This is a genomic window from Mycobacterium sp., from assembly GCF_035623875.1.
Lineage (GTDB): Bacteria > Actinomycetota > Actinomycetes > Mycobacteriales > Mycobacteriaceae > Mycobacterium.
Genome location: NZ_DASPSP010000009.1, coordinates 1 through 26544, shown reverse-complemented (window position 1 = coordinate 26544; position 26544 = coordinate 1). Strand labels below are relative to the sequence as shown.

The window sequence follows — 26544 nt, the reverse complement described above, 5'->3', positions numbered from 1 at the left end:
CCAGCCGGCCCTATGGATGCCCCCCAACAAGGCGTTCTGGTGTCAGTACGCCATGCAGTACATTGCCGTGTCGCGTGGTTACGCACTTCCCGTCGACCAGGCTTCGGCGGACGTATTGCGTCAGGCCACCGCCACCTGCCCGTTGGGACAGCCGGGCTCGGGCTGATCGCCGGGCTTTCCCCCGCAAGCGGGAGGTACCCCCACCTCATCGCGCTGCGCGTCCCCTCCTCATCGCGCTACGCGCTCTGCATCGTCGCCCTGGTCGATCGGGTAACGCCTTAGATTCCGGTGTAGGTCAGCGGATCCTCGCGCACCCGGGTGCCGTCATTGAGCCCGTTGAGCGTGTCCATGTGCTCGGCGGCCAACTCGAAATCGAAGACGTCGATGTTGTTGGCGATGCGCTCTGGCTCGGCCGACCGCGGAATCACCACATTGCCCAGCTGCAGACTCCACCGGATCAGCACCTGCGCGGGGGTGCGGCTGTATTCGGCAGCGACGGACGTCACGGTCGGGTTATCCAGCAACCTGCCAACCGCCAACGGGCTGTAAGCCTCGGTGACGACGTTGTGCGCGGCGTTGGCGGCGCGTAGCTCGGCCTGGTTGAGCAGCGGATGCAGCTCGATCTGGTTGACCGCGGGGGTGACGAAGGTCAGGTCGATGATGTTCGACAGGTGTTCCTCGGTGAAGTTGCACACGCCGATCGAGCGCACCTGGCCGTCGCCGCGTAATTGGATCAGGCCGCCGAAGCTGTCCACGTATTTGCCCAATTGCGGTGCCGGCCAGTGGATCAGGTAGAGGTCGACGTAGTCCAGGCCGAGCCGCTCCAGGCTGGCCTTGCAGGCGTTTTGGGTGGAGGTGAGGCCCTGGTCGGCGTTGGCCAGCTTGGTGGTGACGAACAACTCGGCGCGCGGGATCCCGGACGCCGCGATAGCGCGGCCGACCGCGGCTTCGTTGCCGTGCACCGCGGCGGTATCGATCAGCCGGTACCCGATCTCCAGTGCCGCCGAGACCGCGCGCTCGGTCTCGGCGTCGGACAATTCGGCAACACCGAGGCCGAGCGCCGGCATGGTGTTCTCGTCATTGAGTGCTATGGAGGGGACCGAGGCGCCCGACTCGCCGGTCAACGTCATTCACCTGCCTGTGAAATCAAAGGTTCGTGGATCAGGACCGAGCCGGTTGCCATCGTCGAGCGAGGAGATTGACGCCATGTCGTTGCTGCTGAGTTCGAAATCGAACACGTCGAAGTTGCTCGCAATCCGCTTAGGGTTCACCGACTTGGGGATCACGATATTACCCAGCTGGATATGCCACCGAATCAATACCTGGGCGGGTGTCCGGCCGCAGCTTTCGGCGACCCCGGTAATGGTCGGATGGGTCAGCAACGATCCCTGACCGAGCGGTCCCCACGCCTCGGTCGCGATGCCCAGGCGGGCGTGGACCTCCCGCAACTCGGTCTGCGGCAGCCGCGGGTGCAGCTCGACCTGGTTGACGGCGGGAACAATCCCGGTGGCATCGATGAGGACATTGAGGTGCTCGGGTTCGAAATTGCTGACCCCGATTGACCGGATACGGCCCTGATCGCGCAGGTGAGCGAATGCTTTGAAGGTATCGACGAACTTGTTTCGCTGCGGCATCGGCCAATGCACCAGGTATAGGTCCAGATAATCGATACCCAGCCGATCCACGCTGGCGTCGAACGCCGCCAGCGTGCTCTCGTAGCCCTGGTCGGCGTTCCAAAGCTTGGTCACCAAGTAGAGTTCGTCTCTGGGCACGCCGGACTCGGCGACTGCACGGCCGGTCTCCCGTTCGTTGCCGTACATCGCCGCGGTGTCGATATGGCGGTAACCGACGCGCAGCGCGGTGCCCACCGCCTGCTCGGTGTCCGCGGGCGGGATCTTGAATACGCCGAATCCGACGGCGGGAATGCAATTACCGTCGTTCAGCGTGACTAAGGGACCTAAGGAACTAGCCATGACACGAAGTCTGCCAGGCCTGCCGGACCAGCAGGTGAACGCGCTACGGACGTCCCGGGGCTGGGTGGGTCGGCTGCAAAGCGCCGCCACCAAGGTCGGTGTCAAGGTAATCCCGTGGGTGCCGACCCGCGCCGTGCGATTGCTTGCCGGGGGCCGTTCGGTCACCATCGACGGCAACACGCTGGATCCGACGTTGCAGCTGATGCTGTCGGGGCAGCGGGCGTTGGGCGTGGATGGTTTGGCGGTCCGTGACGACGTCGCCGCTTCTCGGGCTCTGATGCGGGAGACGTGCCTTGGGTTCGCCGGCCCGCAGGTGCACGTCGGCGTCAGCGATCTGTCGATCCCCGGACCTGCCGGTCAGATACCAGCTCGGCACTACCGCCCGACGACCGCCGGGCCGGCGCCGCTGCTGGTCTTCTACCACGGCGGCGGCTGGACGATCGGCGACTTGGACACCCACGATGCGCTGTGCCGGCTGACCTGCCGCGCCGCCGAAGTCCATGTGCTGTCGATCGATTACCGGCTGGCCCCTGAGCACCCGGCGCCAGCCGCGGTCGACGACGCCTATGCGGCGTTTCGGTGGGCCCATGAGCACGCCGGCGAGCTCGGCGCGATCCGCGGGAAAGTGGCCGTCGGCGGCGACAGCGCCGGCGGCAACCTGGCGGCCGTGGTGTCCCAGCTGGCGCGCAACGACAGGGCCACCCAGGACCCTCCGGGTCCCCTGCCGGTGCTGCAGTGGCTGATCTACCCGCGGACCGACTTCACCGCGCAGACCCGGTCGATGAGCCTGTTCGCCGAGGGGTTTTTGCTGACCAAGCACGATATCGACTGGTTCGAGAAGCAATACCTGGGCGCCTCGGACATCGAGCCGACGGATCCGCGGGTGTCGCCGTTGCTGGCCGACGACCTGTCCGGGCTGCCGCCCGCGCTGATCGCGACCGCGGGCTTCGACCCGCTGCGTGACGAGGGCGACCGGTACGCGGCAGCGCTGCGCGCTGCCGGGACGCCCGTCGACTTGCGCTCGACGGGGTCGCTGACCCACGGCTTCGCCAGCTTGTTCCCGCTGGGCGGCGGCAGCGCCGTCGCTACCACCGAGTTGGTTTCGGCGTTGCGGGCTCACTTCAGCCGCGTCTGACCTGGAGCTACCACGCCGGTACGCTTAGACGCTATCGCCGACCGCGCCGCGGTCGGACTCAGCCGACTATCACACGACGGAGGGTGAGCGACCCCATGGGCGCCAAAGCCGCCAAACCGAAACGCCCGGCCAGCTACGACCTGAACGCGGCCGGGCGCAGACGCGACCTGCTGGTCAGGATCGGGCTCACCGCGATCGTGTTGCTGTTCGCCGTCGCCCTGGTCGGCTACATCGTGATCTCGCACAACAACAAGAAGACGTCTAGTGCTGAGCGGGCGGTGCGGGTGACGTCGAGCAAACTGATCACCAAAGACGGCGGACACGACCCCAAGGCGGTCGTGTCCTTCTACGAGGACTTCCTCTGCCCGGCTTGCGGGAACTTCGAGCGAGGGTTCGGGCCGACGGTGTCGAAGCTGATCGACAGCGGCGCCATCGCTGCCGACTACTACATGGTCGGGTTGCTCAGCAGACCGCAGAACGACGACTACTCGTCGCGAGCCGGCAATGCGGCCTATTGCGTGGCCGACGAGTCAATCGACGCCTTCCGGCGTTTCCACACCGCGCTGTACACCACGGACATCCAACCATCGGAGACCAGCACCACATTTCCCGACAACGCCCGACTGATCGAGCTTGCCCGCGAGGCCGGCGTGGTGGGCAAGGTCCCGGACTGCATCAAGGCCGGCAAGTACACCCCGATGGTCGACGGCTTGGCCGCGGCCGCCGGCATTCACGCCACCCCGACGATCCGCATCAACGGCCAGGACTACCAATGGTCGACGCCGGATGCGTTGGTGGCCAAGATCAAAGAGATTGTCGGGGATGTCCCGGGTCTCGATACGGCTGCGACCCCCGCAGCGTCGTGACCATCGCGGCGTCAGCGCAAACTAGCGGGCCGGTTGAGGATTCGGCTTCCCTATCCCGGCGTCCGGCGACAGTGCCGCCAGCGAGCGCATGGTGGGTGCTGATCGCCGGAGTGATCGGGCTGATCGCGTCGGCGACGCTAACGGTGGAGAAGATCAAGCTCCTGCTCAACTCGTCGTACGTGCCGTCGTGCAACATCAACCCGATCGTGTCGTGCGGTTCGGTGATGACGACGCCACAGGCCTCGGTGCTCGGATTCCCCAACCCGCTGATCGGTATCGCCGCGTTCACCGTTGTCACCGTCACCGGCGTTCTAGCGGTGGCGAAAGTTCCATTGCCGCGGTGGTATTGGGTCGGACTAGTTGGCGGGACACTGGCCGGCGTCGCATTCGTGCACTGGCTGATCTTTCAAAGTCTCTACCGGATCGGTGCTCTGTGCCCGTATTGCATGGTGGTATGGGTGGTCACCATCTCGCTGCTGGTGGTGGTTAGCACGGTCGCCTTCCAGCCGACCGGTGGAAGCCATAGCAGCGTGGTGATGCGCGAGCTCCACCGTTGGCGTTGGTCGATCGCCGCGCTCTGGTTCACCGCGGTATTTCTGCTGATTCTGGCCCGGTTCTGGGACTACTGGTCGACGCTTCTATAAAGAGTCAAGGTAGGGGACGCGTGTGATCTCAAAAGTGTTGGTTGCCAATCGCGGCGAGATCGCCATCCGCGCATTTCGAGCCGCCTATGAGCTCGGCGTCGGCACCGTCGCCGTCTATCCCTACGAAGACCGGAATTCGATACACCGTCTCAAGGCCGACGAGTCCTATCAAATCGGCGAGATCGGCCACCCGGTGCGGGCGTATCTGTCGGTCGACGAAATCGTTGACACCGCTCGGCGTTCCGGCGCCGACGCGGTTTACCCCGGATACGGATTCTTGTCGGAGAATCCCGAGCTGGCGGCCGCTTGCGCGGACGCGGGGATCACGTTCGTCGGCCCGAGCGCCGAAGTGCTTAAGCTGACCGGTAATAAGTCCCGTGCGATCGCGGCTGCGCGCGAAGCCGGTCTGCCCGTGCTCACCTCGTCGGCGCCGTCGGTATTCGTCGACGAGCTGGTGTCCGCCGCCTTAGACGAAACGCGCATGCAATTCCCGTTGTTCGTCAAGGCGGTTGCCGGGGGCGGGGGCCGCGGGATGCGACGGGTCAGCGATCCCGCCGCGCTGGCTGAGGCCATCGAAGCCGCCAGCCGCGAAGCCGAGTCGGCGTTCGGGGATTCGACGGTCTACCTCGAGCAGGCGGTGATCAACCCACGCCACATTGAGGTTCAGATCCTGGCGGACACACACGGCAACGTGATCCATCTCTACGAGCGGGACTGCAGTGTGCAGCGGCGCCACCAGAAAGTCGTCGAACTGGCGCCCGCTCCCAACCTTGCCGAGGATCTACGCGCCAAGATCTGTTCCGATGCAGTGGCGTTCGCCCGCCACATCGGCTACAGCTGCGCGGGCACGGTGGAATTCCTGCTGGACGAGCGCGGGCATCACGTCTTCATCGAGATGAATCCACGGATCCAGGTTGAGCACACCGTCACCGAGGAGGTCACCGACGTCGATCTGGTGTCCAGCCAGTTGCGCATCGCCTCTGGCGAAACGCTCGACGATTTGGGTCTGCGCCAGGAGACGATCCGGCCGCATGGCGCGGCGCTGCAGTGCCGCATCACCACCGAGGACCCGGCCAATGGGTTCCGGCCCGACACCGGTCGCATCAGCGCCTATCGCAGCCCTGGCGGGGCGGGCATCCGACTGGACGGCGGCACGAATCTGGGCGCCGAGATCAGCGCCCACTTCGATTCCATGCTGGTCAAGCTGACCTGCCGGGGCCGTGACTTCTCGACAGCGGTGAACCGGGCTCGGCGCGCGATCGCAGAGTTCCGGATCCGTGGCGTGTCAACGAATATCCCGTTCCTGCAAGCGGTTCTGGATGACCCAGAGTTCCAGGCCGGTCGCATCACCACCTCGTTCATCGACGAGCGGCCGCAACTGCTCACGGCGCGAACCTCGGCCGACCGCGGCACCAAGATCCTCAACTACCTGGCCGACGTGACCGTCAACAACCCACACGGCTCACCACCCTCGACGGTGTACCCACACGACAAGCTGCCCGACGTCGACCTGGACATCGCGCCACCGTCGGGCTCGAAGCAACGGCTGGTCGAGTTGGGCCCGGAGGGTTTCGCTCGTTGGCTGCGGGAGTCGCCGGCGGTCTGCGTTACCGACACGACGTTTCGTGATGCCCACCAGTCGCTGCTAGCCACCCGGGTACGCACCAGCGGCCTCGTGATGGTCGCCCCTTACCTCGCCCGTACCATGCCGCAACTGCTGTCGGTGGAGTGCTGGGGCGGTGCGACGTACGATGTCGCGCTGCGCTTCCTCAAGGAGGACCCGTGGGAACGGCTGGCCGCGTTGCGCGACGCGATGCCCAACATCTGCCTGCAGATGCTGCTGCGCGGCCGCAACACCGTCGGCTACACACCGTATCCGGAGCTGGTTACGTCGGCATTCGTGGAGGAGGCGACGGCCACCGGTATCGACATCTTCCGGATCTTCGACGCGCTGAACAACCTGGATTCGATGCGTCCGGCGATCGACGCTGTGCGCGAAACAGGCTCTGCGATAGCCGAAGTCGCGATGTGCTACACCGGCGACCTGTCCGACCCTGGTGAGCAGCTGTACACGCTTGATTACTACCTGAAACTCGCCGAGCAGATCGTGGACGCCGGGGCCCACGTGTTGGCCATCAAGGACATGGCCGGACTGCTGCGGCCACAGGCGGCACAAAAGCTGGTCAGTGCGCTGCGCGGCCGCTTCGACCTACCCGTGCACTTCCACACCCACGACACGCCCGGCGGCCAGTTGGCCAGCTACGTGGCGGCGTGGCACGCCGGCGCCGATGCCGTCGACGGTGCCGCCGCGCCGATGGCGGGAACAACCAGCCAGCCGGCGCTGAGCTCGATCGTCGCCGCCGCCGCGCACACCGAGCGCGACACCGGTTTGTCGCTGTCGGCGGTCTGCGCGCTGGAGCCGTATTGGGAGGCGCTGCGAAAGGTGTATGCGCCCTTCGAATCTGGGTTGCCGGGGCCAACCGGACGGGTGTATCACCACGAGATTCCGGGCGGCCAATTGTCGAATTTGCGCCAGCAGGCGATTGCACTGGGGTTGGGGGACCGGTTCGAGGAGGTCGAAGAGGCCTACGCCGGTGCCGATCGGGTGCTGGGCAGGCTGATCAAAGTCACACCCTCGTCGAAAGTGGTCGGCGATCTGGCGCTGGCGTTAGTCGGCGCTGGGGTAAGTGCAGACGAATTCGCCGCAGAACCGGGGCGATTCGACATCCCGGAATCAGTGCTCGGGTTTCTGCGTGGCGAGCTGGGTGACCCGGCCGGTGGATGGCCCGAACCGTTGCGCACGAAGGCGCTGGCCGGTCGTGGCCCGGCGAAGCCCGTCCAGCAACTGACGCACGACGACGAGACCAGCCTCGCTCTGCTTGGCGCGAAACGGCAGGCCACCCTCAACCGGCTGCTATTCCCGGCTCCGACAAAGGAATTCGAGGCGCATCGGGAAAGCTACGGTGACACGTCCCGGCTGTCGGCCAACCAATTCTTCTACGGCCTGCGGCAAGGCGAAGAACACCGGGTGGAGCTGGAACCCGGCGTCGAGCTGCTGATCGGTTTGGAAGCCATCTCGGAACCCGACGAACGCGGCATGCGCACGGTGATGTGCATCATCAACGGCCAGCTGCGGCCGGTGGAGGTGCGTGACCGCAGTATCGCCACCACCGTTCAGACCGCGGAGAAGGCTGATCGGGCCAATCCCAACCACGTCGCGGCGCCGTTCGCCGGCGTTGTCACCGTCGGCGTCTCCGCCGGCGACAAGGTGAGCGCCGGTCAGACCATCGCAACCATCGAGGCTATGAAGATGGAAGCCCCTATTACAGCGCCCGCCGACGCCACCGTGGAGCGGGTGGCGGTGTCGGCCACCGCCCAGGTAGAGGGCGGCGACCTGCTGGTGGTGCTCGCCTGACCGCGCCGGCGACGATGCAGAGCAAGAGAGCGATGTGGGGGCACGCCCCCTAGCCGCTGCGCGGCTGGGGGTACCCCCACCCGCTTGCGGGGGAGAGGTGCGGCGCTTGTGACCCGGATCATCGGCGGCGTCGCCGGGGGCCGCCGTATCGCGGTACCGCCGCGCGGAACCCGGCCGACCACCGATCGGGTCCGCGAGTCGCTGTTCAACATTGTCACCGCCCGGCGGAACCTCAACGGCATGTCGGTGCTGGACCTTTACGCCGGCTCGGGTGCGCTGGGCCTTGAGGCGCTGTCGCGCGGCGCGGCGTCGGCGCTGTTCGTCGAGTCCGACCGCCGAGCGGCGGCCGTGCTCGAGCGCAACATTGCAACTCTCGGCCTGCGTGGCGCGACATTGGGTCGCGCCACGGTGACGGCAGTGCTGGCAGCCGGGACCGCAGCGCCGGTCGACCTCGTCTTGGCCGATCCGCCTTATGACGTCGAGACGGCCGACGTGTACACCGTTTTGGGCGCTCTGACCACACACGGCTGGGCGAAGGAAGGAACGCTCGTGGTCGTCGAGCGTGCTGCCGGCAGCATTCCGCTGAGTTGGCCGACGGGCTGGCATCCCTGGCAGCATCGGGTTTACGGCGACACCCGTTTGGAGCTGGCCGAATGGCTACCAGCGGGCGTGTAGCGTCTTCGGTCATGAGCGCCGCTCTCCTCCGCAAGCGGGTGGAGGTACCCCCGGCCGTGCAGCGGCGAGGGGGCGTGTCCCCACCTCACCGCTGCCCGTCGATTTGTCGCCACCCCGGCACATGAGCGGCGCGGTATGCCCGGGGTCATTCGATCCGGTGACATTGGGCCACATCGACGTCTTCGAACGCGCTGCGGCCCAGTTCGACCAAGTGGTGGTGGCGATCCTGGTCAACCCGGCCAAAAAGGGCATGTTCGATCTCGACGAGCGGATCGCGATGATCAACGAGTCGACGACGCATCTGCCCAACCTGCGGGTGGAGGCCGGGGAAGGTCTAGTAGTCGACTTCGTCACCGCCCGCGGGATGACGGCCATCGTGAAGGGGCTGCGCACGGGCACCGACTTCGAATACGAACTGCAGATGGCGCAGATGAACAAACACGTCGCCGGCGTCGACACCTTCTTTGTGGCAACCACGCCCCGGTATTCGTTCGTATCCTCGTCGTTGGCTAAAGAGGTCGCGATGCTCGGCGGCGATGTCTCCGAGCTGCTGCCGGAGCCGGTCAACCGTCGGCTGGCCGAAAAACTTCGGGCGGCCGGACGCCGGCTCGGGTAACCGAGAAAACACCAGCGCGACCGTGCGGAGGCCACGGTCGCGCTGGTGGTTTATTCCGTTAGCTCTCGGCGAGCGCGCTGTGCAGCGACTTCTTCGCTTCGGTGATCGCGGTCAAGACCTTGGTACGGGCCTCGGCCAATTTCGCCTTCTGCGCATCCGTGCCCGACCAGGCGATGGTCCGCGCCAGTCCGGCAAGCTCGACAAGTCCCCAACGGATCTTGATGACGTCGCCGAACTTTGCGGCCTGAGCGAGCCGCGCGTGGATGCCTTCACTCGTGATGCCCTTCCACGCCAACACATTGGTGCCCTGCTCGGTCAGGGTGGCTACCCCGTCGCTGACCGTCACGAAGCCGCGACCCGCCAGGTGTCCAATTGCGAGCTCGACGATCCCCTCCGGAGGAGTGAGAGCGCCGTCGGTCGCCTCAGAAACGCGCTGCACGATCTGCGCGGCGTTCGCCGGCCCGTCGAGCAGCAGGGCCGCGGTGCCGATCACGACCCGCTTGCGGGGCCCACCGAAACCGTGTCCCCCAAAGCCCGGCCCGCCCCAGCCGTGTCCGCCGAAGCCAGGTCCCCCGAATCCGGGCCCCCCGAAGCCGGGTCCGCCGAAGCCGGGTCCACCCCAGCCGGGTCCACCATGAAATCCGCCACCGAACATCCTTGTTCTCCTTCAGTTCACGGCGACTTAGCCAACCGACTCCGTCGCCAACTTGTATATCTAGCTCCTTGATACGCGGGCCGCCGATGCGTGTCAACAAACTTGATATCGTGGCCGGTCGCCGAGCGAAGTTCGATCAGCGACGCGCTGACGATCGGGGCCTCGGGCCAGGTAATCCGTGCCAGCATGGTGGAGATGAGCGAATTCGAGGACCAGCCGCTGGGCTTTCTGGTGCGCCGGTTGATGGGGCGATTGCGACCCGAGGCGGCAACGGCGTTGCGACCGCTCGGGCTCGGATTGCCCGAGTTCGTTTGCCTGCGCATTCTTGAGACATATCCGGGCCGCACCAGCGCCGAGCTTGCCCGCAACACGCACGTCACGGCGCAAGCGATGAATCTGGTTCTGCACGGCCTGGAAGATATGGGCGCGGTGACTCGCCCGGAAACGGCGCCGTCCGGCCGTGCCTTGCCTGCTGAGCTCACCCGCAAAGGGAGGGCGCTGCTCAAGCGGGCGGAAACGGCCGTCGAGGAGGCCGAGGACCAGATACTGGCCCACCTCAGCCCGGCCGAACGACGCCAGCTCAAGCGACTTCTTTACCGGGCGGGAGATCGGCCCACAGGAGATGCCGCACGATGTGCGTCCCCCGCAGCGCAGCGAGTTGAGCAGAAGTAACCGCTGGCTCTCAAAGCGACGATAACGGTGATTCACTGTCCGCCGGAAAGGATAGTCCTCTTAATAGTGTTCGTGAGTGTGATCGTGATGCTCGTGTTCCGCGTCGGGGGATCCGCCCATCATGCGCAGCATCGGGATTCCACCCGTCGCGACGAACCGGAGGACCAGCAGCCCTGCCACCGCGGCGAAGACGATATTGAGCCAGGTGGTGTAGTTCCACGTAATCTCGGCGTGCATCACCGTGGCACTGCGCTGCGAAGGAATGAGACTTGCTGCGCCGAAGATCAATTCAACCAGGTAGCCGGCCGCGACCATCGCGGCATAGAAGGTGCCCAGCAGCGTCAGCATCATCGCGGTGCCGTAGTACTTCCGGTAGATGTTCAAGATCGGGATGATCAACAGGTCGGCGAAGATGAACGCGACAACACCGCCAAAGCTGATGCCGCCGTTCCACAGCACCGCGGCCAGTGGCACGTTGCCGATCGAGCAGACGAACGAGACGATCGCCACGAATGGGCCGACAATCGGCCCCCACACCGTGGACAACACTGGATGATTAGCGAAAAAGAAGTTCTGCCAGAATGATTCGGGCACCCAGGCCGCAATGGCGCCCGCGATCAACAGCCCCAGGATCAGATCGCGAAGGATCGCGCCCCATTCCATCACGAACACATGCGAGACGGAGGTGAAGCCGTCGCGCGATAACAACCGCCGCAGAAACGAACCCTCACGTTGAATCGACATGTCCATGGCCGCGTGGCCTTCCATCGACCCGGCCAGCCCACGATCGGCCTGTCGACGCGCGGCCTCGATGAGCCGCGAGCGCACGAAAAGCCGGAACAACACCGCCAGTACCAGGATCATCAAGGGGCCGCCGACGAACTCCGCCGCGGTGAACTGCCAGCCCATGAGCAGAGCCAAGATGATGCCCAACTCCACCACCAGATTGGTAGAGCCGATCTCGAAGGCCATAGCGGCGGTGAAGTTGGCGCCTTTGCGGAACAGCGACCGGGCCAGGGCTACCGCGGCATAGGAGCACGACGAGGACGCGGCGCCCAGTCCCGCCGCGAGCGCCAGGGTGCGGAGCCGGTCGTCGCCCAGCAGGGCCACGACGGTCGATCGGCGCACGACGGCCTGCACCACCGCGGATAGGGCGAAACCCAGAATCAGCGCCCACAGGATCTCCCAGGTCATCGACCCCGCCAGCGCCAACGCATGCCCAACCGCTCCCGCCGCTTCCTTGACCACCACGCCCTCCGTTTCGACCTGGCGCCCGGCTCCTGTCAACGTACCCCCGGGGGGTACGCCGTGAATCTCGCACGGCCGCCACTTCCTGGTTCAGCCTGGATCCCTGATTGTCCTAAATCTGCCCGAGCCGACATAATGACGCCAAGTGTGCAGGTGAGTGGGCGCAGTTCCGGTCGCCTAATGTCCGACACACCGGGCCCGGCAACCAAGTCACAGGTGTAACACCAGGCACACTGGTAACAACAACGATGCCGGAGGGGTGTTGCCGTGTACCGAGTTTTTGAGGCGCTCGACGAGTTGGGCGCCATTGTCGAAGAAGCTCGTGGTGTGCCGATGACTGCGGGCTGCGTAGTACCCCGCGGCGATGTGCTCGAACTGATCGATGACATCAAGGACGCGATCCCGGGCGAGCTGGATGACGCCCAGGACGTGCTCGACGCCCGCGACTCGCTGCTACACGAGGCCAAGGCGCATGCGGACTCCGTGGTGTCCTCGGCGACCACAGAGTCCGACTCGATGCTCAACCACGCCCGCACCGAGGCGGACCGGATCTTGGCCGAGGCCAAGGCGCAGGCTGACCGGATGGTGGGCGAGGCGCGCCAGCACAGCGAACAAATGGTTTCCGAAGCCCGTGAGGAAGCAGTCCGCATCGCGTCGGCGGCGAAACGCGAGTACGAAGCCACCACCGGCCGGGCCAAGTCGGAATGCGACCGGCTTGTCGAAAACGGCAACATCTCCTACGAGAAAGCCGTGCAAGAGGGCATCAAAGAACAGCAGCGCCTGGTCTCTCAAACCGAGGTCGTGCAATCGGCCAACGCCGAGGCCTCCCGGCTCATCGACGCGGCGCACGCCGAAGCCGACCGGCTGCGCGGTGAATGCGACATCTACGTCGACAGCAAGCTGGCCGAATTCGAGGAGCACCTCAACAGCACGCTGCGCTCAGTCAACCGTGGCCGCCATCAACTGCGGACGGCGGCGGGCGTACACGACTACGCGCAGCGTTAGCCCCCCACCGGCGGCACAAGGCGGCCGGTGGCCGCCCGTAGGATTGCGGCTATGGCCAGGCAGCACAGCCAAGCCGCGCAGCCGCGTCCGGGCTCGCCGCTAGCCGTCAACGTCGCGCGGCTGGGACGACGCTCGGGATCGATGTTCCCACTGCACGATGTCGTGCCCAGCCCATCGCGCATCGGCCTGGAGATGATCGGAATCCAAGCCGGCGCGCCGTTGGAGCTCGATCTGCGCGTCGAATCCGTGTCCGAAGGCGTGCTGGTGACCGGGACGCTGACCGCGCCCACCAGCGGCGAATGCTCACGCTGCCTGACGCCGTTCGACGGGCGGGTCGAGGTCGGCCTGACCGAGCTGTTCGCCTACCCGGACAGCATCACCGAGGCGACCACTGAGGAAGACGAGGTCGGTCGGGTCGTCAACGACATCGTCGACCTCGAGCAGCCCATCATCGACGCAGTGGGATTGGAACTACCGTTCTCGCCGGTGTGCCAGCCGCACTGCCCGGGGCTGTGTCCGCAATGCGGCATCCCGCTGGCGACCGCCGAGCCCGATCATCACCATGATCAGATCGACCCGCGCTGGGCCAAGCTGGCCGCAACGTTGCGGCCCGACAACGACGGGGGCACCCGTGAATGACCTGCTCGACGCGCTCGGCGTCAAACTGCCCGACGAGTTGCTGACCCTGGCGCTGACCCACCGCAGTTATGCCTACGAGAACGGTGGCCTGCCCACCAACGAGCGCTTGGAATTTCTCGGCGACGCCGTTCTGGGCCTGACCATTACCGACGAGCTGTTCCACCGACACCCCGACCGCTCGGAGGGTGATCTGGCCAAACTGCGGGCCAGCGTGGTCAACACGCAGGCGCTGGCCGAGGTCGCGCGAAATCTGACCGAGCAAGGCCTCGGCGCGTATCTGCTCCTGGGGCGCGGCGAGATCAACACCGGCGGGGCCGACAAATCCAGCATCCTGGCCGACAGCATGGAATCGCTGCTCGGAGCGATCTACCTGCACCTTGGTATGGACAGCGCGCGGGAGGTGATCCTGCGGTTGTTCGGTCCGCTGCTGGACGCGGCGCCGACGCTGGGCGCCGGACTGGACTGGAAGACCAGCCTGCAGGAGCTGACCGCAGCCCGGGGCCTGGGCGCGCCGTCGTATCAGGTCACTTCGACGGGACCCGACCACGACAAAGAGTTCACCGCCGTCGTGATCGTGACCGACACCGAATATGGATCGGGTGTGGGCCGATCGAAGAAGGAAGCCGAGCAGCATGCTGCGGCAGCCGCCTGGAAAACGCTGAGCGTGCTCGACAGCGCGTGATCTAGATGCCCGAACTACCCGAGGTTGAGGTGGTGCGGCGCGGATTGCAGGCGCACGTGGTGGGCCGGACCATCACCGCCGTCCGAGTCCATCATCCCCGCGCAGTGCGCCGCCACGAGGCCGGCCCCGCCGACCTGACCGCGCGGCTGCTGGACGCGCGGATCACCGGCACCGATCGGCGCGGAAAGTATCTGTGGCTCCTGCTGGACGAGGGCGACTGCGCGCTCTTGGTCCACCTCGGCATGAGCGGCCAGATGCTGCTCGGGACGGTGCCGAACGCGGGCCACCTGCGGATCGCGGCGGTCCTCGATGACGGTACAACGCTGAGCTTCGTCGACCAGCGCACGTTCGGCGGGTGGCTGCTCGCCGAGATGGTGACGGTGGACGGCAGCGTGGTTCCGGCGCCCGTCGCCCACTTGGCGCGCGATCCGCTCGACCCGCGATTCGACATCGACGCGGTGGTCAGCGTGTTGCGGCGGAAGCACTCCGAGATCAAACGCCAGCTGCTCGATCAGACCGTGGTGTCCGGGATTGGCAATATCTATGCCGATGAAGCGTTGTGGCGCGCCAAGGTGAATGGCGCCCGGATCGCCGCCGCGCTGACTCGTCGGCGGCTGGCTGACGTGCTGGAGGCGGCCGCCGAGGTGATGCGCGACGCACTAGCGCAGGGCGGCACCTCCTTCGATTCGTTGTATGTCAATGTCAACGGCCAGTCCGGCTATTTCGACCGTTCTCTGAACGTGTACGGCCGCGAGGGCGAACCCTGCCGACGCTGCGGCGCGGTGATCCACCGGGAGAAGTTCATGAACCGCTCGTCGTACTACTGTCCGCGCTGCCAGCCGCGGCCGCGGCGGTAAGCGCGCCGGGTGCATGGCGGATCGCCCGCTAACTTCTCCGCGCTACCCTCGATCTCGCTCCAAACCAAGGCCGGTAGAAAGAACCCATGACGGAACTGTGGGTGGAACGGACCGGGGTGCGCCGCTACACCGGGCACAGCTCGCGCGGGGCGCAGGTGCTGATCGGCTCCGAGGACGTCGACGGCGTATTCACCCCCGGCGAGCTGCTCAAGATCGCGCTCGCCGCGTGTAGCGGCATGGCCAGCGACCAGGTGCTGGTCCGTCGGCTCGGCGACGACTACCAGGCGACGATCCAGGTATCCGGCGCGGCCGACCGTGAGCAGGAGCGGTATCCGCTGCTGCAGGAGACCCTCGAGATCGACCTGTCGGGTTTGACCGAGAAAGAGAAGCAGCGTGTGCTGGTTGTCGTCGAGCGGGCGGTCGACCAGGTGTGTACGGTCGGTCGCACGCTGAAATCGGGCACAAAGATCACCTTTGAGGTAGCCGATGTCGGAGCCTGACGTCCGGCTCACAGCCTGGGTGCGCGGGCGGGTGCAGGGAGTCGGTTTCCGCTGGTGGACCCGCTCGCGGGCGCTGGAATTGGGTCTGACCGGTTACGTCGCCAATCGCGTCGATGGGCGGGTACTGGTCGTTGCCCAGGGACCCCGTGACGCGTGTGAGAAGCTGCTGCGTCTGCTGCAGGGCGGCGCCACACCAGGTCGCGTCGACAATGTCGTCGCCGACTGGTCACAGTCACCTCAGGACATCGAGGGGTTCAGCGCGCGGTAGTCCGGCGACGCCGCGGGTCCCGCATCATCGCCGGGCTGACCCCGATTGCCCGGCTCCTCCTCGGGACGCCGCGCGTCCCGCATCGTCGCCGGGCGCCCGCCGGTAGTCTGGCACGTCGTGTACCTCAAGAGCCTGACGCTGAAGGGTTTCAAATCCTTCGCCTCGCCGACGACTCTGCGGTTTGAGCCCGGTATCACCGCAATGGTCGGACCCAACGGGTCGGGTAAATCGAACGTGGTGGACGCATTGGCCTGGGTGCTGGGGGAGCAGGGCGCCAAAACGCTACGCGGCGGCAAGATGGAAGACGTCATCTTCGCCGGCACCTCGTCCCGGGCTCCGCTGGGCCGCGCCGAAGTTACCGTCACCGTCGACAACTCCGACAATGCGTTGCCGATCGAGTACTCCGAAGTATCGATCACCCGTCGGATGTTTCGCGACGGCGCCAGCGAATACGAAATCAACGGCAGTTCTTGCCGTTTGATGGATATCCAGGAGCTGCTGAGCGACTCCGGCATCGGCCGCGAGATGCACCTCATCGTCGGGCAGGGCAAGCTGAACGAAATCCTGGAATCGCGGCCGGAGGATCGTCGGGCATTCATCGAGGAAGCCGCCGGTGTGCTCAAACACCGCAAGCGCAAGGAAAAAGCCGTCCGCAAGCTCGAGGCGATGTCGGCGAACCTGGCCCGGCTGACCGATCTGACGACTGAACTGCGCCGCCAGCTCAAACCGTTGGGCCGGCAGGCCGAGGTGGCTCGCCGGGCCCAGACCATCCAAGCCGACCTGCGCGACGCCCGATTACGGCTGGCCGCCGACGACGTGGTCACCCGGCAGGCCGAGCTCAACGACACCGACGAGGCCGAGGCGGCGCTGCGCCGTGAACATGACGAGGCCTCGGCCCGGATGACGGTGGCGTCCGACGAGCTGGCCGCGCAGGAAGCCGCGCTGACCCGCCTCTCTGAACGTGCCGAGGCAGTTCAGCAGACCTGGTTCCGGCTGTCCGCGTTGGCCGAGCGGGTCAGCGCGACGGTGCGGATCGCCAGCGAGCGTGCTCAGCATCTGGACGTCCAGCCGGCCACGACCGGCGGCCCCGACCCCGACGCGTTGGAGGCCGAGGCTCAGCAGGTGGCCGCCGCCGAGCAGCAGCTGCTGGCCGAGCTGGCGGCAACTCGCACCCGGCTTGACGCTACGCGTACCGAGTTGGCCGACCGCGAGCGTGACGCCGCCGAGGCCGAACAGGCTCACCTGGCGGCGGTGCAGGCCGAGGCCGACCGGCGCGAGGGCCTGGCCCGGCTGGCCGGTCAGGTGGAGACGATGCGGGCGCGTGTCGACTCGATCGATGACAGCGTCGCCAAGTTGTCCGAACGTATCGAGGAAGCCGCCGCCCGCGCCCATCAAGCCCAGGTGGAGTTCGAAACGGTGCAGGGCCGGGTCGGTGAGCTCGACCAAGGCGAAGTCGGTCTCGACGAGCACCACGACCGAATGGTGGCGGCGTTGCGGTTGGCCGACGAGCGGGTCGCCGAACTGCAATCAGCCGAGCGCGGCGCCGAACGCCAGGTGGCTTCGCTGCGGGCCCGGATCGACGCGCTGTCGACAACGCTAGAGCGTAAGGACGGCGCTGCCTGGCTTTCCCAAAACCACAGCGGAGCAGGCCTTTTCGGGTCAGTCGCACGGCTGATCAACGTGCGGCCGGGTTACGAAACCGCGCTTGCCGCGGTCCTTGGCGCGGCCGCCGATGCGTTGGCCGCCGACAGCTTCAACGCGGCGGCCTCTGCGGTGACCGCGCTGAAGCAGGCCGATGGTGGCCGTGCGGCCATCGTGCTCAGCGACTGGCCGGTCCCAGAAGACCCCGTGCCGGCGGCGGGCGCTCTGCCCGACGGCGCGCGGTGGGCGCTCGACCTTGTCGAGACACCGGCGCGGCTGCGCGGCGCGATGGTCGCGATGCTTTCCGGCGTCGCGGTGGTCGGCAGTCTTACCGAGGCAATGGATCTGGTGACTGCCCGCCCTCGGTTACGCGCGGTCACCCGCGACGGCGATCTGGTGGGTGCCGGCTGGGTCAGCGGCGGTTCCGACCGCAAACCGTCCACGTTGGAGATCACGTCCGAAATCGCCAAGGCGCGAACCGAACTGGCCGCAGCCGAGACGCAGACCAGCCAGCTCGGCGCGGCGTTGTCCGGTGCGCTGAGCGAGCAGGCTGCGCGTCAGGACTCCGCCGAGCAGGCGTTGGCCGCGCTCAACGAGTCCGACGCCGCGATTTCGGCGATCTACGAGCAGCTCGGTCGCCTCGGCCAGGACGCCCGCACCGCCGAGGAGGAGTGGCGCAGGCTGCTGCGCCAACGTGAGGAATTAGAGGCCGGGCGCGCCGAAACCTTGGCCGAGCTCGGGGAACTCGAAACTCGGCTGCGCAACGTTGAACAAACCCAACACGTCGCGGCTGAACCCAGTCCAGGGGAGGCCCGGCAGCAGGTCGCCGCGGCCGCCGAGGCGGCTCGCGGCGTCGAGGTGGAAGCCCGATTGGCGGTGCGCACCGCCGAGGAGCGCGCCAATGCCGTTCGCGGACGGGCGGATTCGCTGCGGCGCGCGGCCGCCGCGGAACGGGAGGCGAGACTGCGCGCCCAGCAGGCCCGCGCCGCGCGTGAGCACGCCGCCGCGGTGGCCGCCTCGGTGGCCACCGCCGGGCGGCTGCTTGCCGGGCGGCTGGATCAAGTGGTCGCGGCCGCGTCGGGCAATCGCGACGTGCTGGCCGACGAACGTCAGCAACTGTCGGTTGCCATGTCGGCCGTCCGCGAAGAGGTGAACGCGCTGGGCGCCCGGATCGCCACGCTCACCGAGGCGCTGCACCGCGACGAGGTGGCTAAGGCGCAGGCGGCGCTGCGGATCGAGCAGCTCGAGCAGATGGTGCTCGAACAGTTCGGGATGGCGCCGGACGATCTGGTCGCCGAATACGGCCCGCAGGTCTCGCTGCCACCGACCGAGCTCGAGCTCGCCGAATACCAGCAGGCCCGCGAGCGCGGCGAGCAGGTGACCGTGCCGGCACCCATGCCGTTCGACCGGGCGACCCAGGAGCGTCGCGCCAAACGGGCGGAACGAGAGCTAGCCGAGCTGGGCCGGGTGAACCCGTTGGCGCTCGAGGAGTTCGCGGCGCTGGAGGAGCGCTACAACTTCCTGTCCACCCAACTCGAGGACGTCAAGGCCGCACGCAAGGATCTGCTCAACGTCGTGGCCGACGTCGACGCCCGCATCCTGCAGGTGTTCACCGACGCTTACGCCGATGTGGAACGCGAGTTCGGCGGGGTGTTCGCCGCCCTGTTCCCCGGCGGGGAGGGCCGGTTGCGGCTCACGGACCCCGACGACATGCTTACCACCGGCATCGAGGTGGAAGCCCGTCCGCCCGGCAAGAAGATCAAACGGCTATCGCTGCTATCCGGTGGAGAGAAGGCGCTGACCGCGATCGCGATGCTGGTGGCGATCTTCCGGGCCCGCCCGTCGCCGTTCTACATCATGGACGAGGTGGAGGCGGCGCTGGACGACGTGAACCTGCACCGGCTGCTCGGTCTGTTCGATCAGCTGCGGGCTCAGTCGCAGGTGATCATCGTCACCCACCAGAAGCCGACGATGGAGGTAGCCGACGCGCTTTACGGCGTGACGATGCGCGACGACGGCATCACCGCGGTGATCTCCCAGCGGATGCGCGGCCAGCAGGTCGACCAGCTGGTCACGACTACTTAGCGAGGAACACGTTGTCAGAAGGTCTGTGGATCGCGATCGCGGTTGCCGCCGCACTGATCGTTATCGCCGTCTTGGTCCTGGGTCTGGCCCGGTATCGCCGGCGCCAGATCAGGCTGTCGGCCCGCGAGCAAACCGCCACCCTCGATCGGTCGGGTGGCTATACAGCGTCATCGGGAATCACCTTCAGCCGCACCGAATCTGAGGACCGGATCGACACCACCGGCCTGCCCGCCGTCGGCGACGATGCGACCGTTCCGCGCGATGCCCCGAAGCGTCCAATCTCCGATGTCCAACTGCCCGAGCCGGATACCTCAGATGTCGGGGCACTTCCAGCGGCGGCGCCGCCAACACCTTCGCCCGCAGCCGAGCCGGTGGCGCCCGAGGTCGAGGCCGTCGAGGCTATAGCACCGCCCGAAGGGCGGTTGGAGCGACTGCGTGGCCGACTTGCCAGGTCGCAGAATGCGTTGGGCCGCAGCCTGTTAGGGCTGCTCGGCGGCGGCAATCTCGACGAAGCGTCCTGGGAGGAAGTCGAGGACACGCTGCTCGTCGCCGACTTGGGCCCGACGGCTACCACGTCGGTGGTGGAGCAGCTGCGCAGCCGGCTCGCCAGCCAAGACGTGCGCACCGAGGCCGATGCCCGCGCGGTGCTTCGAGAGGTGTTGATCACCGAGCTGCGACCCGGCCTAGACCGCTCCGTGCGCGCCCTGCCGCATGACGACCACCCGTCGGTGCTGCTGGTCGTCGGCGTCAACGGCACCGGCAAAACCACCACGGTCGGCAAACTGGCCCGGGTGTTGGTCGCCGACGGCCGCCGCGTCGTGCTCGGCGCCGCCGACACTTTCCGGGCCGCCGCGGCCGACCAGTTGCAGACCTGGGCCTCGCGGGTGGGTGCGGAGGTGGTGCGCGGCGCCGAGGGCGCCGACCCGGCCTCGGTCGCCTTCGACGCCGTCGACAAGGGCATCGCCGCGGGCGCCGATGTCGTCGTGATCGACACCGCCGGCCGGCTGCACACCAAAACCGGGTTGATGGACGAGCTCGGAAAGGTCAAACGGGTGGTGATGCGGCGCGCGGCGGTCGACGAGGTGCTGCTGGTGCTCGACGCCACCATCGGACAGAACGGGCTTGCCCAGGCGCGGGTGTTCGCCGACGTCGTCGACATCACCGGCGCGGTGCTGACCAAGCTGGACGGCACCGCCAAAGGCGGCATCGTTTTCCGGGTCCAGCAGGAATTGGGTGTGCCGGTAAAGCTGGTCGGGCTCGGCGAGGGACCTGACGACCTTGCGCCGTTCGAACCCGCCGCCTTCGTCGACGCACTTCTCGGCTGACCCACCTGTGAGCATGATGTAACACTGGCGAAACCTGCCAGCGTCACGTTTCGAAACAACCACTTTGCATTGTCTTGACCACGGGTCGTCGGTCGCACCCTCACTGGATGCGGCCTTGCCGAAGGAGGTTAGGGGCAGTGGACCAATTCCCCACGATGGGAGTGCCAGACACCGGCGACACCGCCTGGATGCTGGCGAGCTCCGCGTTGGTGCTGTTGATGACGCCGGGGCTGGCGTTCTTCTACGGCGGGATGGTTCGCGTCAAGAGCGTCCTCAACATGATCATGATGAGCATCATCGCCATGGGCGTCGTCACGGTGCTGTGGGTGCTTTACGGCTACTCACTCGCCTTCGGTGATGACGTCGGCAACATCGCCGGCAACCCGACCCAATACTGGGGCCTGAAGGGTCTTATCGGGGTCAACGGAGCCGCAGCCAGCGGCAGCACGCCGGCGACCAACATCGCCTTGGCAGGCACGCTGCCGCAGACGGTCTTCGTCGCATTCCAGCTGATGTTCGCCATCATCACAGTGGCATTGATCTCCGGGGCGGTGTCCGACCGGTTGAGGTTCAGCAGCTGGACGATTTTCGCCGCGCTGTGGGCGACCGTCGTCTACTTCCCGGTGGCGCACTGGGTGTTCTGCGCCGACGGTGTCACCGGAGCCCACGGCGGCTGGATCAACAACAAGCTGCACGCGATCGACTTCGCCGGCGGCACCGCGGTCCATATCAATGCCGGTACGGCGGGGTTGGTGTTGGCGATCGTGCTGGGTAAGCGCAAAGGCTGGCCTGCTAACCGAGCACGACCGCACAACGTGCCGTTCGTCATGCTGGGTGCGGGTCTGCTGTGGTTCGGTTGGTACGGGTTCAACGCAGGTTCGGCTACCAGCGCAAACGGTGTCGCCGGGTCGACGTTCATCACCACGACGGTCGCCACCGCCGCGGCGATGCTTGGCTGGCTACTGACCGAGCGCATCCGCGACGGACACGCGACAACGCTCGGGGCGGCGTCGGGCATCGTGGCCGGACTGGTCGCGATCACACCTTCGTGTTCTTCGGTCAATGTGTTCGGCGCATTGATCGTCGGTCTAGTGGCCGGTGCCGTATGTGCGCTGGCGGTCGGGCTGAAGTTCAAGTTCGGATTCGACGACTCGTTGGATGTGGTCGGGGTCCACCTGGTCGGAGGGCTGATAGGCACACTGCTGGTGGGTCTGCTGGCGGCGCCGCAGGCCTTCGCGATTGCCGGCGGCGGAGGTCATACGTCGGCGGGGTTGTTCTACGGCGGCGGCTTCGCTCAGCTGATCCGGCAGACCATCGGCGCGTCGAGCGTTCTGGCATTCTCGGGAATTGGCACACTTGTCATAGCTCTGCTTCTGAAGTACACGATCGGGCTGCGTCTGAACGCCGAAGACGAAGCCACAGGCATCGACGAGGCGGAGCACGCTGAGAGCGGCTACGAGTTCGCGGTTGTCGGCACCAGTGCGGTTGTTGTCCATTCGGCTGAAGAGGGAATACGAAATGAAGCTGATTACCGCGATCGTGAAGCCGTTCACGCTCGAGGACATCAAAGCCAGCCTTGAACAGGTGGGAATCCTGGGGATGACGGTCAGCGAAGTTCAGGGGTACGGGCGCCAGAAGGGGCACACTGAGGTTTATCGAGGTGCCGAGTACGCTGTCGACTTCGTGCCGAAGGTGCGGATCGAAGTCCTGGTCGAAGACTACGACACGGACAAAGTCGTGGACAGCATCGTGCGGGCCGCACGTACCGGTAAGATCGGCGACGGCAAAGTGTGGGTCAGCGCCGTGGAAACGGTGGTGCGGGTGCGCACCGGCGAACGCGGAGCCGACGCAATCTAATACACGCCGTATGACGACTCCTCGGGAGCCTCGGGAGTAGCCGATCCGACCTGGACGGGAATGAAGCAGCGCGGACCAGATTCACCCGATCCGATTTCGCCGGAGGCCGTGGCCGACGAGAGTGCCGGCGCGCCAAGCGATCTGCCCGCTGCCCGGGAAGCTCTGCTCGCTCGCGGACCGGGTGAACTCGATTCGGCCGCGCTGCGCGAAGCGTGGGGAGAGCTGCACGAATCCTGGCTGACCGCGAAGGCCACGGAAATCGGTATCACGGCCGGTAGCGGCTTTTCGATCGTGGCGACCGGTTCGCTGGGCCGTCGGGAGCTGGTGCCCTATTCCGACCTGGACCTGCTGCTGTTGCACGACGGCATGCCCGCCGACACCGTGCGGCAGGTCGCGGATCAGCTGTGGTACCCGTTGTGGGACGCCAACATTCGTCTTGATCACAGCGTGCGCACCGTTGCCGAGACACTTCGGGTTGCCGGCGCAGACGTGTCCGCCAGTCTGGCCTCGCTGGACGCCCGGCATATCGCTGGCGATGAGCAGCTGTCGGCCCGGCTGATCGATGGCGTGCGGGGGCAGTGGCGTACCGGAATCCGTTCTCTGTTCGGCGAACTCGTTGAAGAGACGCATGCCCGGTGGCGGCGGATCGGTGAGATCGCCCACCGCGCCGAACCGGACTTGAAATTGGGCCGCGGGGGCCTGCGCGATCTCCAGTTGCTCGACGCGCTGGCCGTAGCCCACCTCGCCGACCGTATCGTCGTGGGCCGACCGGAGAACCCGCTGGGTTCGCTGACCGACGCCCAGCTCACCCTGCTGAACGTCCGCACCGAACTTCACCGGGTTTCAGGTCGGGGGCACGACCTGCTGTTGGCCCAGTTCGCCGACGAGATCAGCGCCGCCCTGCACATCGGCGACAGATTCGACCTGTCCCGAACGCTGTCCGACGCAGGCCGCACTGTCAGCTATCGCGTCGACGCCGGGCTTCGCACTGCCGGCAACGCGCTGCCGCGGCGTGGGATTTCGGCAATGCGGCGGCGGCCGCGTCGACCGCTGGACGAGGGAGTGGTCGAGTACGACGGGGAGATCGTGCTGGCCCGCGACGCCCGACCGCAAACCGACCCCATCCTGGTGCTGCGAGTGGCGGCGGCATCGGCGAGCAATGGTCTGCCGATTGCAGTGTCCACGCTGGGCCGGCTGGCCGACTCGGCGGTGGAGCTCCCGACGCCGTGGCCGCGCGAGGCGTTGGACCTCTTACTGGTCCTGCTGGCCGCCGGCCCGGACACAGTTGCGACTATCGAAACGCTCGACCGTACCGGGCTGTGGTGTCGCCTTTTTCCGGAATGGGCCGCGATCCGCGACCTGCCGCCCCGAGACGTCATCCATATTTGGACGGTCGATCGCCATTCGGCCGAGGTCGTATCCCGGGCAAGGATTTTCACTACCCGGGTAGCTCGTCCCGACTTGCTGCTGCTGGCTGCTTTGGTGCACGACCTGGGGAAAGGACGGGGTGTCGACCACAGCGCGCTCGGCGCTGAGTTGATCACCCAAATCGGTAGCAGGCTTGGTATCTGGCCTTCCGACATCGAATTGCTTGCCAAGCTGGTGCGCCACCACTTGTTGTTGTCGATCGTCGCGACCCGCCAGGACCTCAACGACCCGCAGACCGTTGCCACCGTTTGCGAGGCGTTGGACGGAGATTCGGTATTGCTCGACGTGCTACATGCGCTGACCGAGGCCGATTCGCTGGCAACCGGTCCCGGGGTGTGGAGTGACTGGAAGGCATCGCTGGTCGGCGACCTGGTGCGCCGCAGCCGGATGGCGATGATCGGTGAGCCGTTGCCGCATGCCGACCCGCTTGACCCCGAGTATCTTTCGCTGGCAGCCGATCACAAGATCCATGTTGAGCTGCGGCCCGGCAGCAGCCAGCGCCTGTACCACGCGGTGGTGATCGCCCCGGATCAGCGTGGGCTGCTGTCCAAAGCGGCCGGCGTGCTGGCCCTGAACTCGTTACGCGTGCATTCGGCGTCGGTGAACATTCACGAGGGTTCCGCGATCAGTGAATTCGTGGTCTCGCCGCACTTCGGTTCGCCACCCACCGCCGGACTGTTGCGTCAGCAGCTCGTCGGCGCACTGAACGGTGACGTTGACGTTTTGGCCAAGCTCGAGCAGCGGAACAACACTGAGAATCCCAAGCCCGTCGGCGAGGCGCCGACAGCGGTTCCGGGTCACCGGTCGACCGCCCCGCCGCGGATCCTGTGGCTAGACAGCGCGCCTGGCCGACTGGTCGTCGAAGTCCGCGCATCCGACCGTACCGGCTTGCTCGCGTTGCTCACCCGGGCGTTGGAGCGCGCCGGAGCGGACATCGACTGGGCGAAAGTGACCACGCTGGGGTCGATGGTGGACGACGTGTTCTGCATCAGCCTGCCTGACCATGCGGACGCGCGAACTGTGGTGGAGCAACAGCTGTTGAGCGTGCTGGCTGCGCCGGAGGACGTCGCCGCGGTCTAGCCAAGGTCGCGAGTGTGCCGTCTTCCGCGGCGCCGAGGATCAGCATGGGGGTGGTTAGCCGGTCGGCGCTGACGCGGCGGATCAGCGGGTCGACGAGAATGGCGCGCACGGCCTCGGATTGCACGCTGGCCGCGCAGGATTCCATCCGTCAAGCTATCCAGGTTCGCGTCCCGCTAGGCTGGGCGGCGTGTTTGAATCGCTGTCCGACCGCCTCACCGGCGCCCTGCAGGGGCTGCGCGGCAAAGGCCGGCTCACCGACGCCGACATCGACACCACTACCCGCGAAATCCGGCTGGCGCTGCTAGAAGCCGACGTCTCGCTGCCGGTGGTACGGGAGTTCGTCGGCCGGATCAAAGAGCGCGCCAGGGGCGCCGAGGTGTCCGGTGCTCTCAACCCGGCGCAGCAGGTCGTCAAGATCGTCAACGAGGAGCTCATCGGCATCCTGGGCGGGCAGACCCGCCAGCTGGCGTTCGCAAAGACGCCGCCGACCGTGGTGATGCTGGCCGGCCTGCAGGGCTCCGGAAAGACCACGCTTGCCGGCAAGCTGGCAGTATGGCTGCGCGGCCAAGGGCATACTCCGCTGCTGGTGGCCTGTGACCTGCAGCGGCCGGGCGCGGTTAAACAGTTGCGCATCGTGGGGGAGCGGGCCGGTGTCACGGTGTTCGCGCCGCACCCGGGCACGTCGGCCGACGCTGCGCAGGAGGCCGGTCCCGGTGATCCGGTCGCCGTCGCCTCGGCCGGGCTCGCGGAGGCTCGGGCCAAACATTTCGACGTGGTGGTCGTCGACACCGCCGGGCGGCTGGGCATCGACGAGGAGCTGATGTCCCAGGCGGCGGCCATCCGCAATGCCATCGACCCCGACGAGGTGTTGTTCGTCCTGGACGCGATGATCGGTCAGGACGCGGTCGCCACCGCTGAGGCGTTCGGCGAGGGTGTGGGCTTCACCGGGGTGGTGCTGACCAAACTGGACGGTGACGCCCGCGGTGGCGCCGCGTTGTCGGTCCGCGAAGTCACCGGTGTGCCAATTCTTTTCGCTTCGGCCGGCGAGAAGCTGGAGGACTTCGACGTCTTCCACCCGGACCGGATGGCCAGCCGCATCCTGGGCATGGGCGACGTGTTGAGCCTCATCGAGCAGGCTGAGCAGGTCTTCGATGCGCAGCAGGCCGAAGCCGCCGCCGCCAAGATCGGGTCCGGCGAGCTGACGCTGGAGGATTTCCTCGAGCAGATGCTGGCCATCCGCAAAATGGGACCGATCGGCAACCTGCTGGGGATGCTGCC

At 66.6% G+C, this 26544-nt stretch carries 23 protein-coding genes and 1 pseudogene; 20 read left to right on the top strand and 4 right to left on the bottom strand.

Annotated features, from left to right (window positions below):
• A pseudogene (locus VEI45_RS00960) lies at positions 1-166 on the top strand (hypothetical protein); the annotation flags it as partial.
• A gap of 112 nt (positions 167-278) precedes the next feature.
• Here the strand turns inward: VEI45_RS00960 and VEI45_RS00955 are convergent.
• Together VEI45_RS00955 and VEI45_RS00950 are read right to left on the bottom strand one after the other, a co-directional pair.
• Positions 279-1124 carry an aldo/keto reductase gene (locus VEI45_RS00955; RefSeq protein WP_324849225.1) on the bottom strand — a complete coding sequence of 282 codons (846 nt, stop codon included), beginning with the start codon at positions 1122-1124 and terminating at the stop codon, positions 279-281.
• 6 nt (positions 1125-1130) lie between these two features.
• Entirely contained in the window at positions 1131-1973 is an 843-nt protein-coding gene (locus tag VEI45_RS00950) for an aldo/keto reductase (protein ID WP_324849219.1), read from the bottom strand.
• Here VEI45_RS00950 and VEI45_RS00945 point away from each other — a divergent pair.
• From VEI45_RS00945 to coaD, 6 genes are all read left to right on the top strand, one after another.
• Positions 1972-3108, top strand: a complete 1137-nt coding sequence (locus tag VEI45_RS00945) for an alpha/beta hydrolase (protein ID WP_324849217.1) — start codon at positions 1972-1974, stop codon at positions 3106-3108. The two genes, VEI45_RS00950 and VEI45_RS00945, sit on opposite strands and share 2 nt — an antisense overlap.
• A gap of 95 nt (positions 3109-3203) precedes the next feature.
• A complete protein-coding gene (locus VEI45_RS00940) occupies positions 3204-3974 on the top strand; it encodes a DsbA family protein (RefSeq protein ID WP_324849223.1) in 771 nt (256 codons plus the stop codon).
• A gap of 71 nt (positions 3975-4045) precedes the next feature.
• Positions 4046-4618, top strand: a complete 573-nt coding sequence (locus VEI45_RS00935) for a vitamin K epoxide reductase family protein (RefSeq protein ID WP_324849216.1) — start codon at positions 4046-4048, stop codon at positions 4616-4618.
• Positions 4619-4640: 22 nt separating this feature from the next.
• Positions 4641-8033 carry a pyruvate carboxylase gene (locus VEI45_RS00930; RefSeq protein WP_324849214.1) on the top strand — a complete coding sequence of 1131 codons (3393 nt, stop codon included), beginning with the start codon at positions 4641-4643 and terminating at the stop codon, positions 8031-8033.
• A gap of 108 nt (positions 8034-8141) precedes the next feature.
• Entirely contained in the window at positions 8142-8708 is a 567-nt protein-coding gene (rsmD, locus tag VEI45_RS00925) for a 16S rRNA (guanine(966)-N(2))-methyltransferase RsmD (RefSeq protein ID WP_324849212.1), read from the top strand.
• Between the two features lie 121 nt (positions 8709-8829).
• Entirely contained in the window at positions 8830-9324 is a 495-nt protein-coding gene (coaD, locus tag VEI45_RS00920; protein WP_324849210.1) for a pantetheine-phosphate adenylyltransferase, read from the top strand.
• 58 nt (positions 9325-9382) lie between these two features.
• On the opposite strand, the gene VEI45_RS00915 is transcribed toward coaD, so the two are convergent.
• Complete coding sequence (locus VEI45_RS00915; protein ID WP_324849208.1) at positions 9383-9979, bottom strand: hypothetical protein; 597 nt, start codon at positions 9977-9979, stop codon at positions 9383-9385.
• A 186-nt stretch (positions 9980-10165) separates the two neighbouring features.
• On the opposite strand from VEI45_RS00915, the gene VEI45_RS00910 reads away from it, so the two are divergent.
• Positions 10166-10651, top strand: a complete 486-nt coding sequence (locus VEI45_RS00910) for a MarR family winged helix-turn-helix transcriptional regulator (protein WP_414687370.1) — start codon at positions 10166-10168, stop codon at positions 10649-10651.
• A gap of 60 nt (positions 10652-10711) precedes the next feature.
• Here the strand turns inward: VEI45_RS00910 and VEI45_RS00905 are convergent, their stop codons facing one another.
• Positions 10712-11899: a permease gene (locus tag VEI45_RS00905; RefSeq protein ID WP_324849204.1), complete on the bottom strand. Its 1188-nt coding sequence runs from the start codon at positions 11897-11899 to the stop codon at positions 10712-10714.
• A 267-nt stretch (positions 11900-12166) separates the two neighbouring features.
• On the opposite strand from VEI45_RS00905, the gene sepIVA reads away from it, so the two are divergent.
• The 12 genes from sepIVA to ffh all read left to right on the top strand — a co-directional run.
• On the top strand, positions 12167-12904 hold the full coding sequence (gene sepIVA / locus VEI45_RS00900; RefSeq protein ID WP_324849202.1) for a cell division protein SepIVA: 738 nt from the start codon (positions 12167-12169) through the stop codon (positions 12902-12904).
• Positions 12905-12955: 51 nt separating this feature from the next.
• A complete protein-coding gene (locus tag VEI45_RS00895) occupies positions 12956-13543 on the top strand; it encodes a DUF177 domain-containing protein (RefSeq protein ID WP_324849200.1) in 588 nt (195 codons plus the stop codon).
• Positions 13536-14225: a ribonuclease III gene (gene rnc, locus VEI45_RS00890; RefSeq protein WP_324849198.1), complete on the top strand. Its 690-nt coding sequence runs from the start codon at positions 13536-13538 to the stop codon at positions 14223-14225. The genes VEI45_RS00895 and rnc overlap by 8 nt, the downstream gene beginning before the upstream one ends.
• Positions 14226-14230: 5 nt before the next feature.
• The gene (mutM, locus tag VEI45_RS00885) at positions 14231-15082 is read left to right on the top strand and encodes a DNA-formamidopyrimidine glycosylase (RefSeq protein WP_324849196.1); all 852 of its coding nucleotides are present in this window, start codon (positions 14231-14233) and stop codon (positions 15080-15082) included.
• Positions 15083-15168: 86 nt separating this feature from the next.
• Positions 15169-15582, top strand: a complete 414-nt coding sequence (locus tag VEI45_RS00880) for an OsmC family protein (RefSeq protein WP_324849194.1) — start codon at positions 15169-15171, stop codon at positions 15580-15582.
• Complete coding sequence (locus tag VEI45_RS00875) at positions 15569-15850, top strand: acylphosphatase (protein WP_324849192.1); 282 nt, start codon at positions 15569-15571, stop codon at positions 15848-15850. The genes VEI45_RS00880 and VEI45_RS00875 overlap by 14 nt, the downstream gene beginning before the upstream one ends.
• Positions 15851-15967: 117 nt before the next feature.
• On the top strand, positions 15968-19576 hold the full coding sequence (smc, locus tag VEI45_RS00870; protein ID WP_324849190.1) for a chromosome segregation protein SMC: 3609 nt from the start codon (positions 15968-15970) through the stop codon (positions 19574-19576).
• Between the two features lie 11 nt (positions 19577-19587).
• A complete protein-coding gene (ftsY, locus tag VEI45_RS00865; RefSeq protein WP_324849188.1) occupies positions 19588-20901 on the top strand; it encodes a signal recognition particle-docking protein FtsY in 1314 nt (437 codons plus the stop codon).
• A gap of 137 nt (positions 20902-21038) precedes the next feature.
• Positions 21039-22481 carry an ammonium transporter gene (locus VEI45_RS00860; protein ID WP_324849186.1) on the top strand — a complete coding sequence of 481 codons (1443 nt, stop codon included), beginning with the start codon at positions 21039-21041 and terminating at the stop codon, positions 22479-22481.
• Positions 22420-22758 (top strand): P-II family nitrogen regulator, encoded by a 339-nt coding sequence (locus VEI45_RS00855; protein ID WP_324849184.1) that lies wholly within the window; start codon positions 22420-22422, stop codon positions 22756-22758. Before VEI45_RS00860 ends, VEI45_RS00855 begins: the two co-directional genes overlap by 62 nt.
• Positions 22759-22818: 60 nt before the next feature.
• The gene (locus VEI45_RS00850; RefSeq protein ID WP_414687369.1) at positions 22819-25266 is read left to right on the top strand and encodes a [protein-PII] uridylyltransferase; all 2448 of its coding nucleotides are present in this window, start codon (positions 22819-22821) and stop codon (positions 25264-25266) included.
• Positions 25267-25453: 187 nt separating this feature from the next.
• A partial coding sequence (ffh, locus tag VEI45_RS00845; RefSeq protein ID WP_324849182.1) for a signal recognition particle protein occupies positions 25454-26544 on the top strand: 1091 nt, incomplete at its 3' end.

What these genes read in the sequence shown, in the direction of transcription:
- VEI45_RS00950 (WP_324849219.1), bottom strand. Translation starts at nt 1,973, where the DNA reads ATGGCTAGTTCCTTAGGTCCCTTAGTCACGCTGAACGACGGTAATTGC.
- mutM (WP_324849196.1), top strand. Translation starts at nt 14,231, where the DNA reads ATGCCCGAACTACCCGAGGTTGAGGTGGTGCGGCGCGGATTGCAGGCG.
- VEI45_RS00895 (WP_324849200.1), top strand. Translation starts at nt 12,956, where the DNA reads ATGGCCAGGCAGCACAGCCAAGCCGCGCAGCCGCGTCCGGGCTCGCCG.
- VEI45_RS00850 (WP_414687369.1), top strand. Translation starts at nt 22,819, where the DNA reads ATGAAGCAGCGCGGACCAGATTCACCCGATCCGATTTCGCCGGAGGCC.
- VEI45_RS00855 (WP_324849184.1), top strand. Translation starts at nt 22,420, where the DNA reads ATGAAGCTGATTACCGCGATCGTGAAGCCGTTCACGCTCGAGGACATC.
- VEI45_RS00915 (WP_324849208.1), bottom strand. Translation starts at nt 9,979, where the DNA reads ATGTTCGGTGGCGGATTTCATGGTGGACCCGGCTGGGGTGGACCCGGC.
- coaD (WP_324849210.1), top strand. Translation starts at nt 8,830, where the DNA reads ATGAGCGGCGCGGTATGCCCGGGGTCATTCGATCCGGTGACATTGGGC.
- VEI45_RS00880 (WP_324849194.1), top strand. Translation starts at nt 15,169, where the DNA reads ATGACGGAACTGTGGGTGGAACGGACCGGGGTGCGCCGCTACACCGGG.
- VEI45_RS00940 (WP_324849223.1), top strand. Translation starts at nt 3,204, where the DNA reads ATGGGCGCCAAAGCCGCCAAACCGAAACGCCCGGCCAGCTACGACCTG.
- VEI45_RS00910 (WP_414687370.1), top strand. Translation starts at nt 10,166, where the DNA reads ATGGTGGAGATGAGCGAATTCGAGGACCAGCCGCTGGGCTTTCTGGTG.
- VEI45_RS00875 (WP_324849192.1), top strand. Translation starts at nt 15,569, where the DNA reads ATGTCGGAGCCTGACGTCCGGCTCACAGCCTGGGTGCGCGGGCGGGTG.
- VEI45_RS00945 (WP_324849217.1), top strand. Translation starts at nt 1,972, where the DNA reads ATGACACGAAGTCTGCCAGGCCTGCCGGACCAGCAGGTGAACGCGCTA.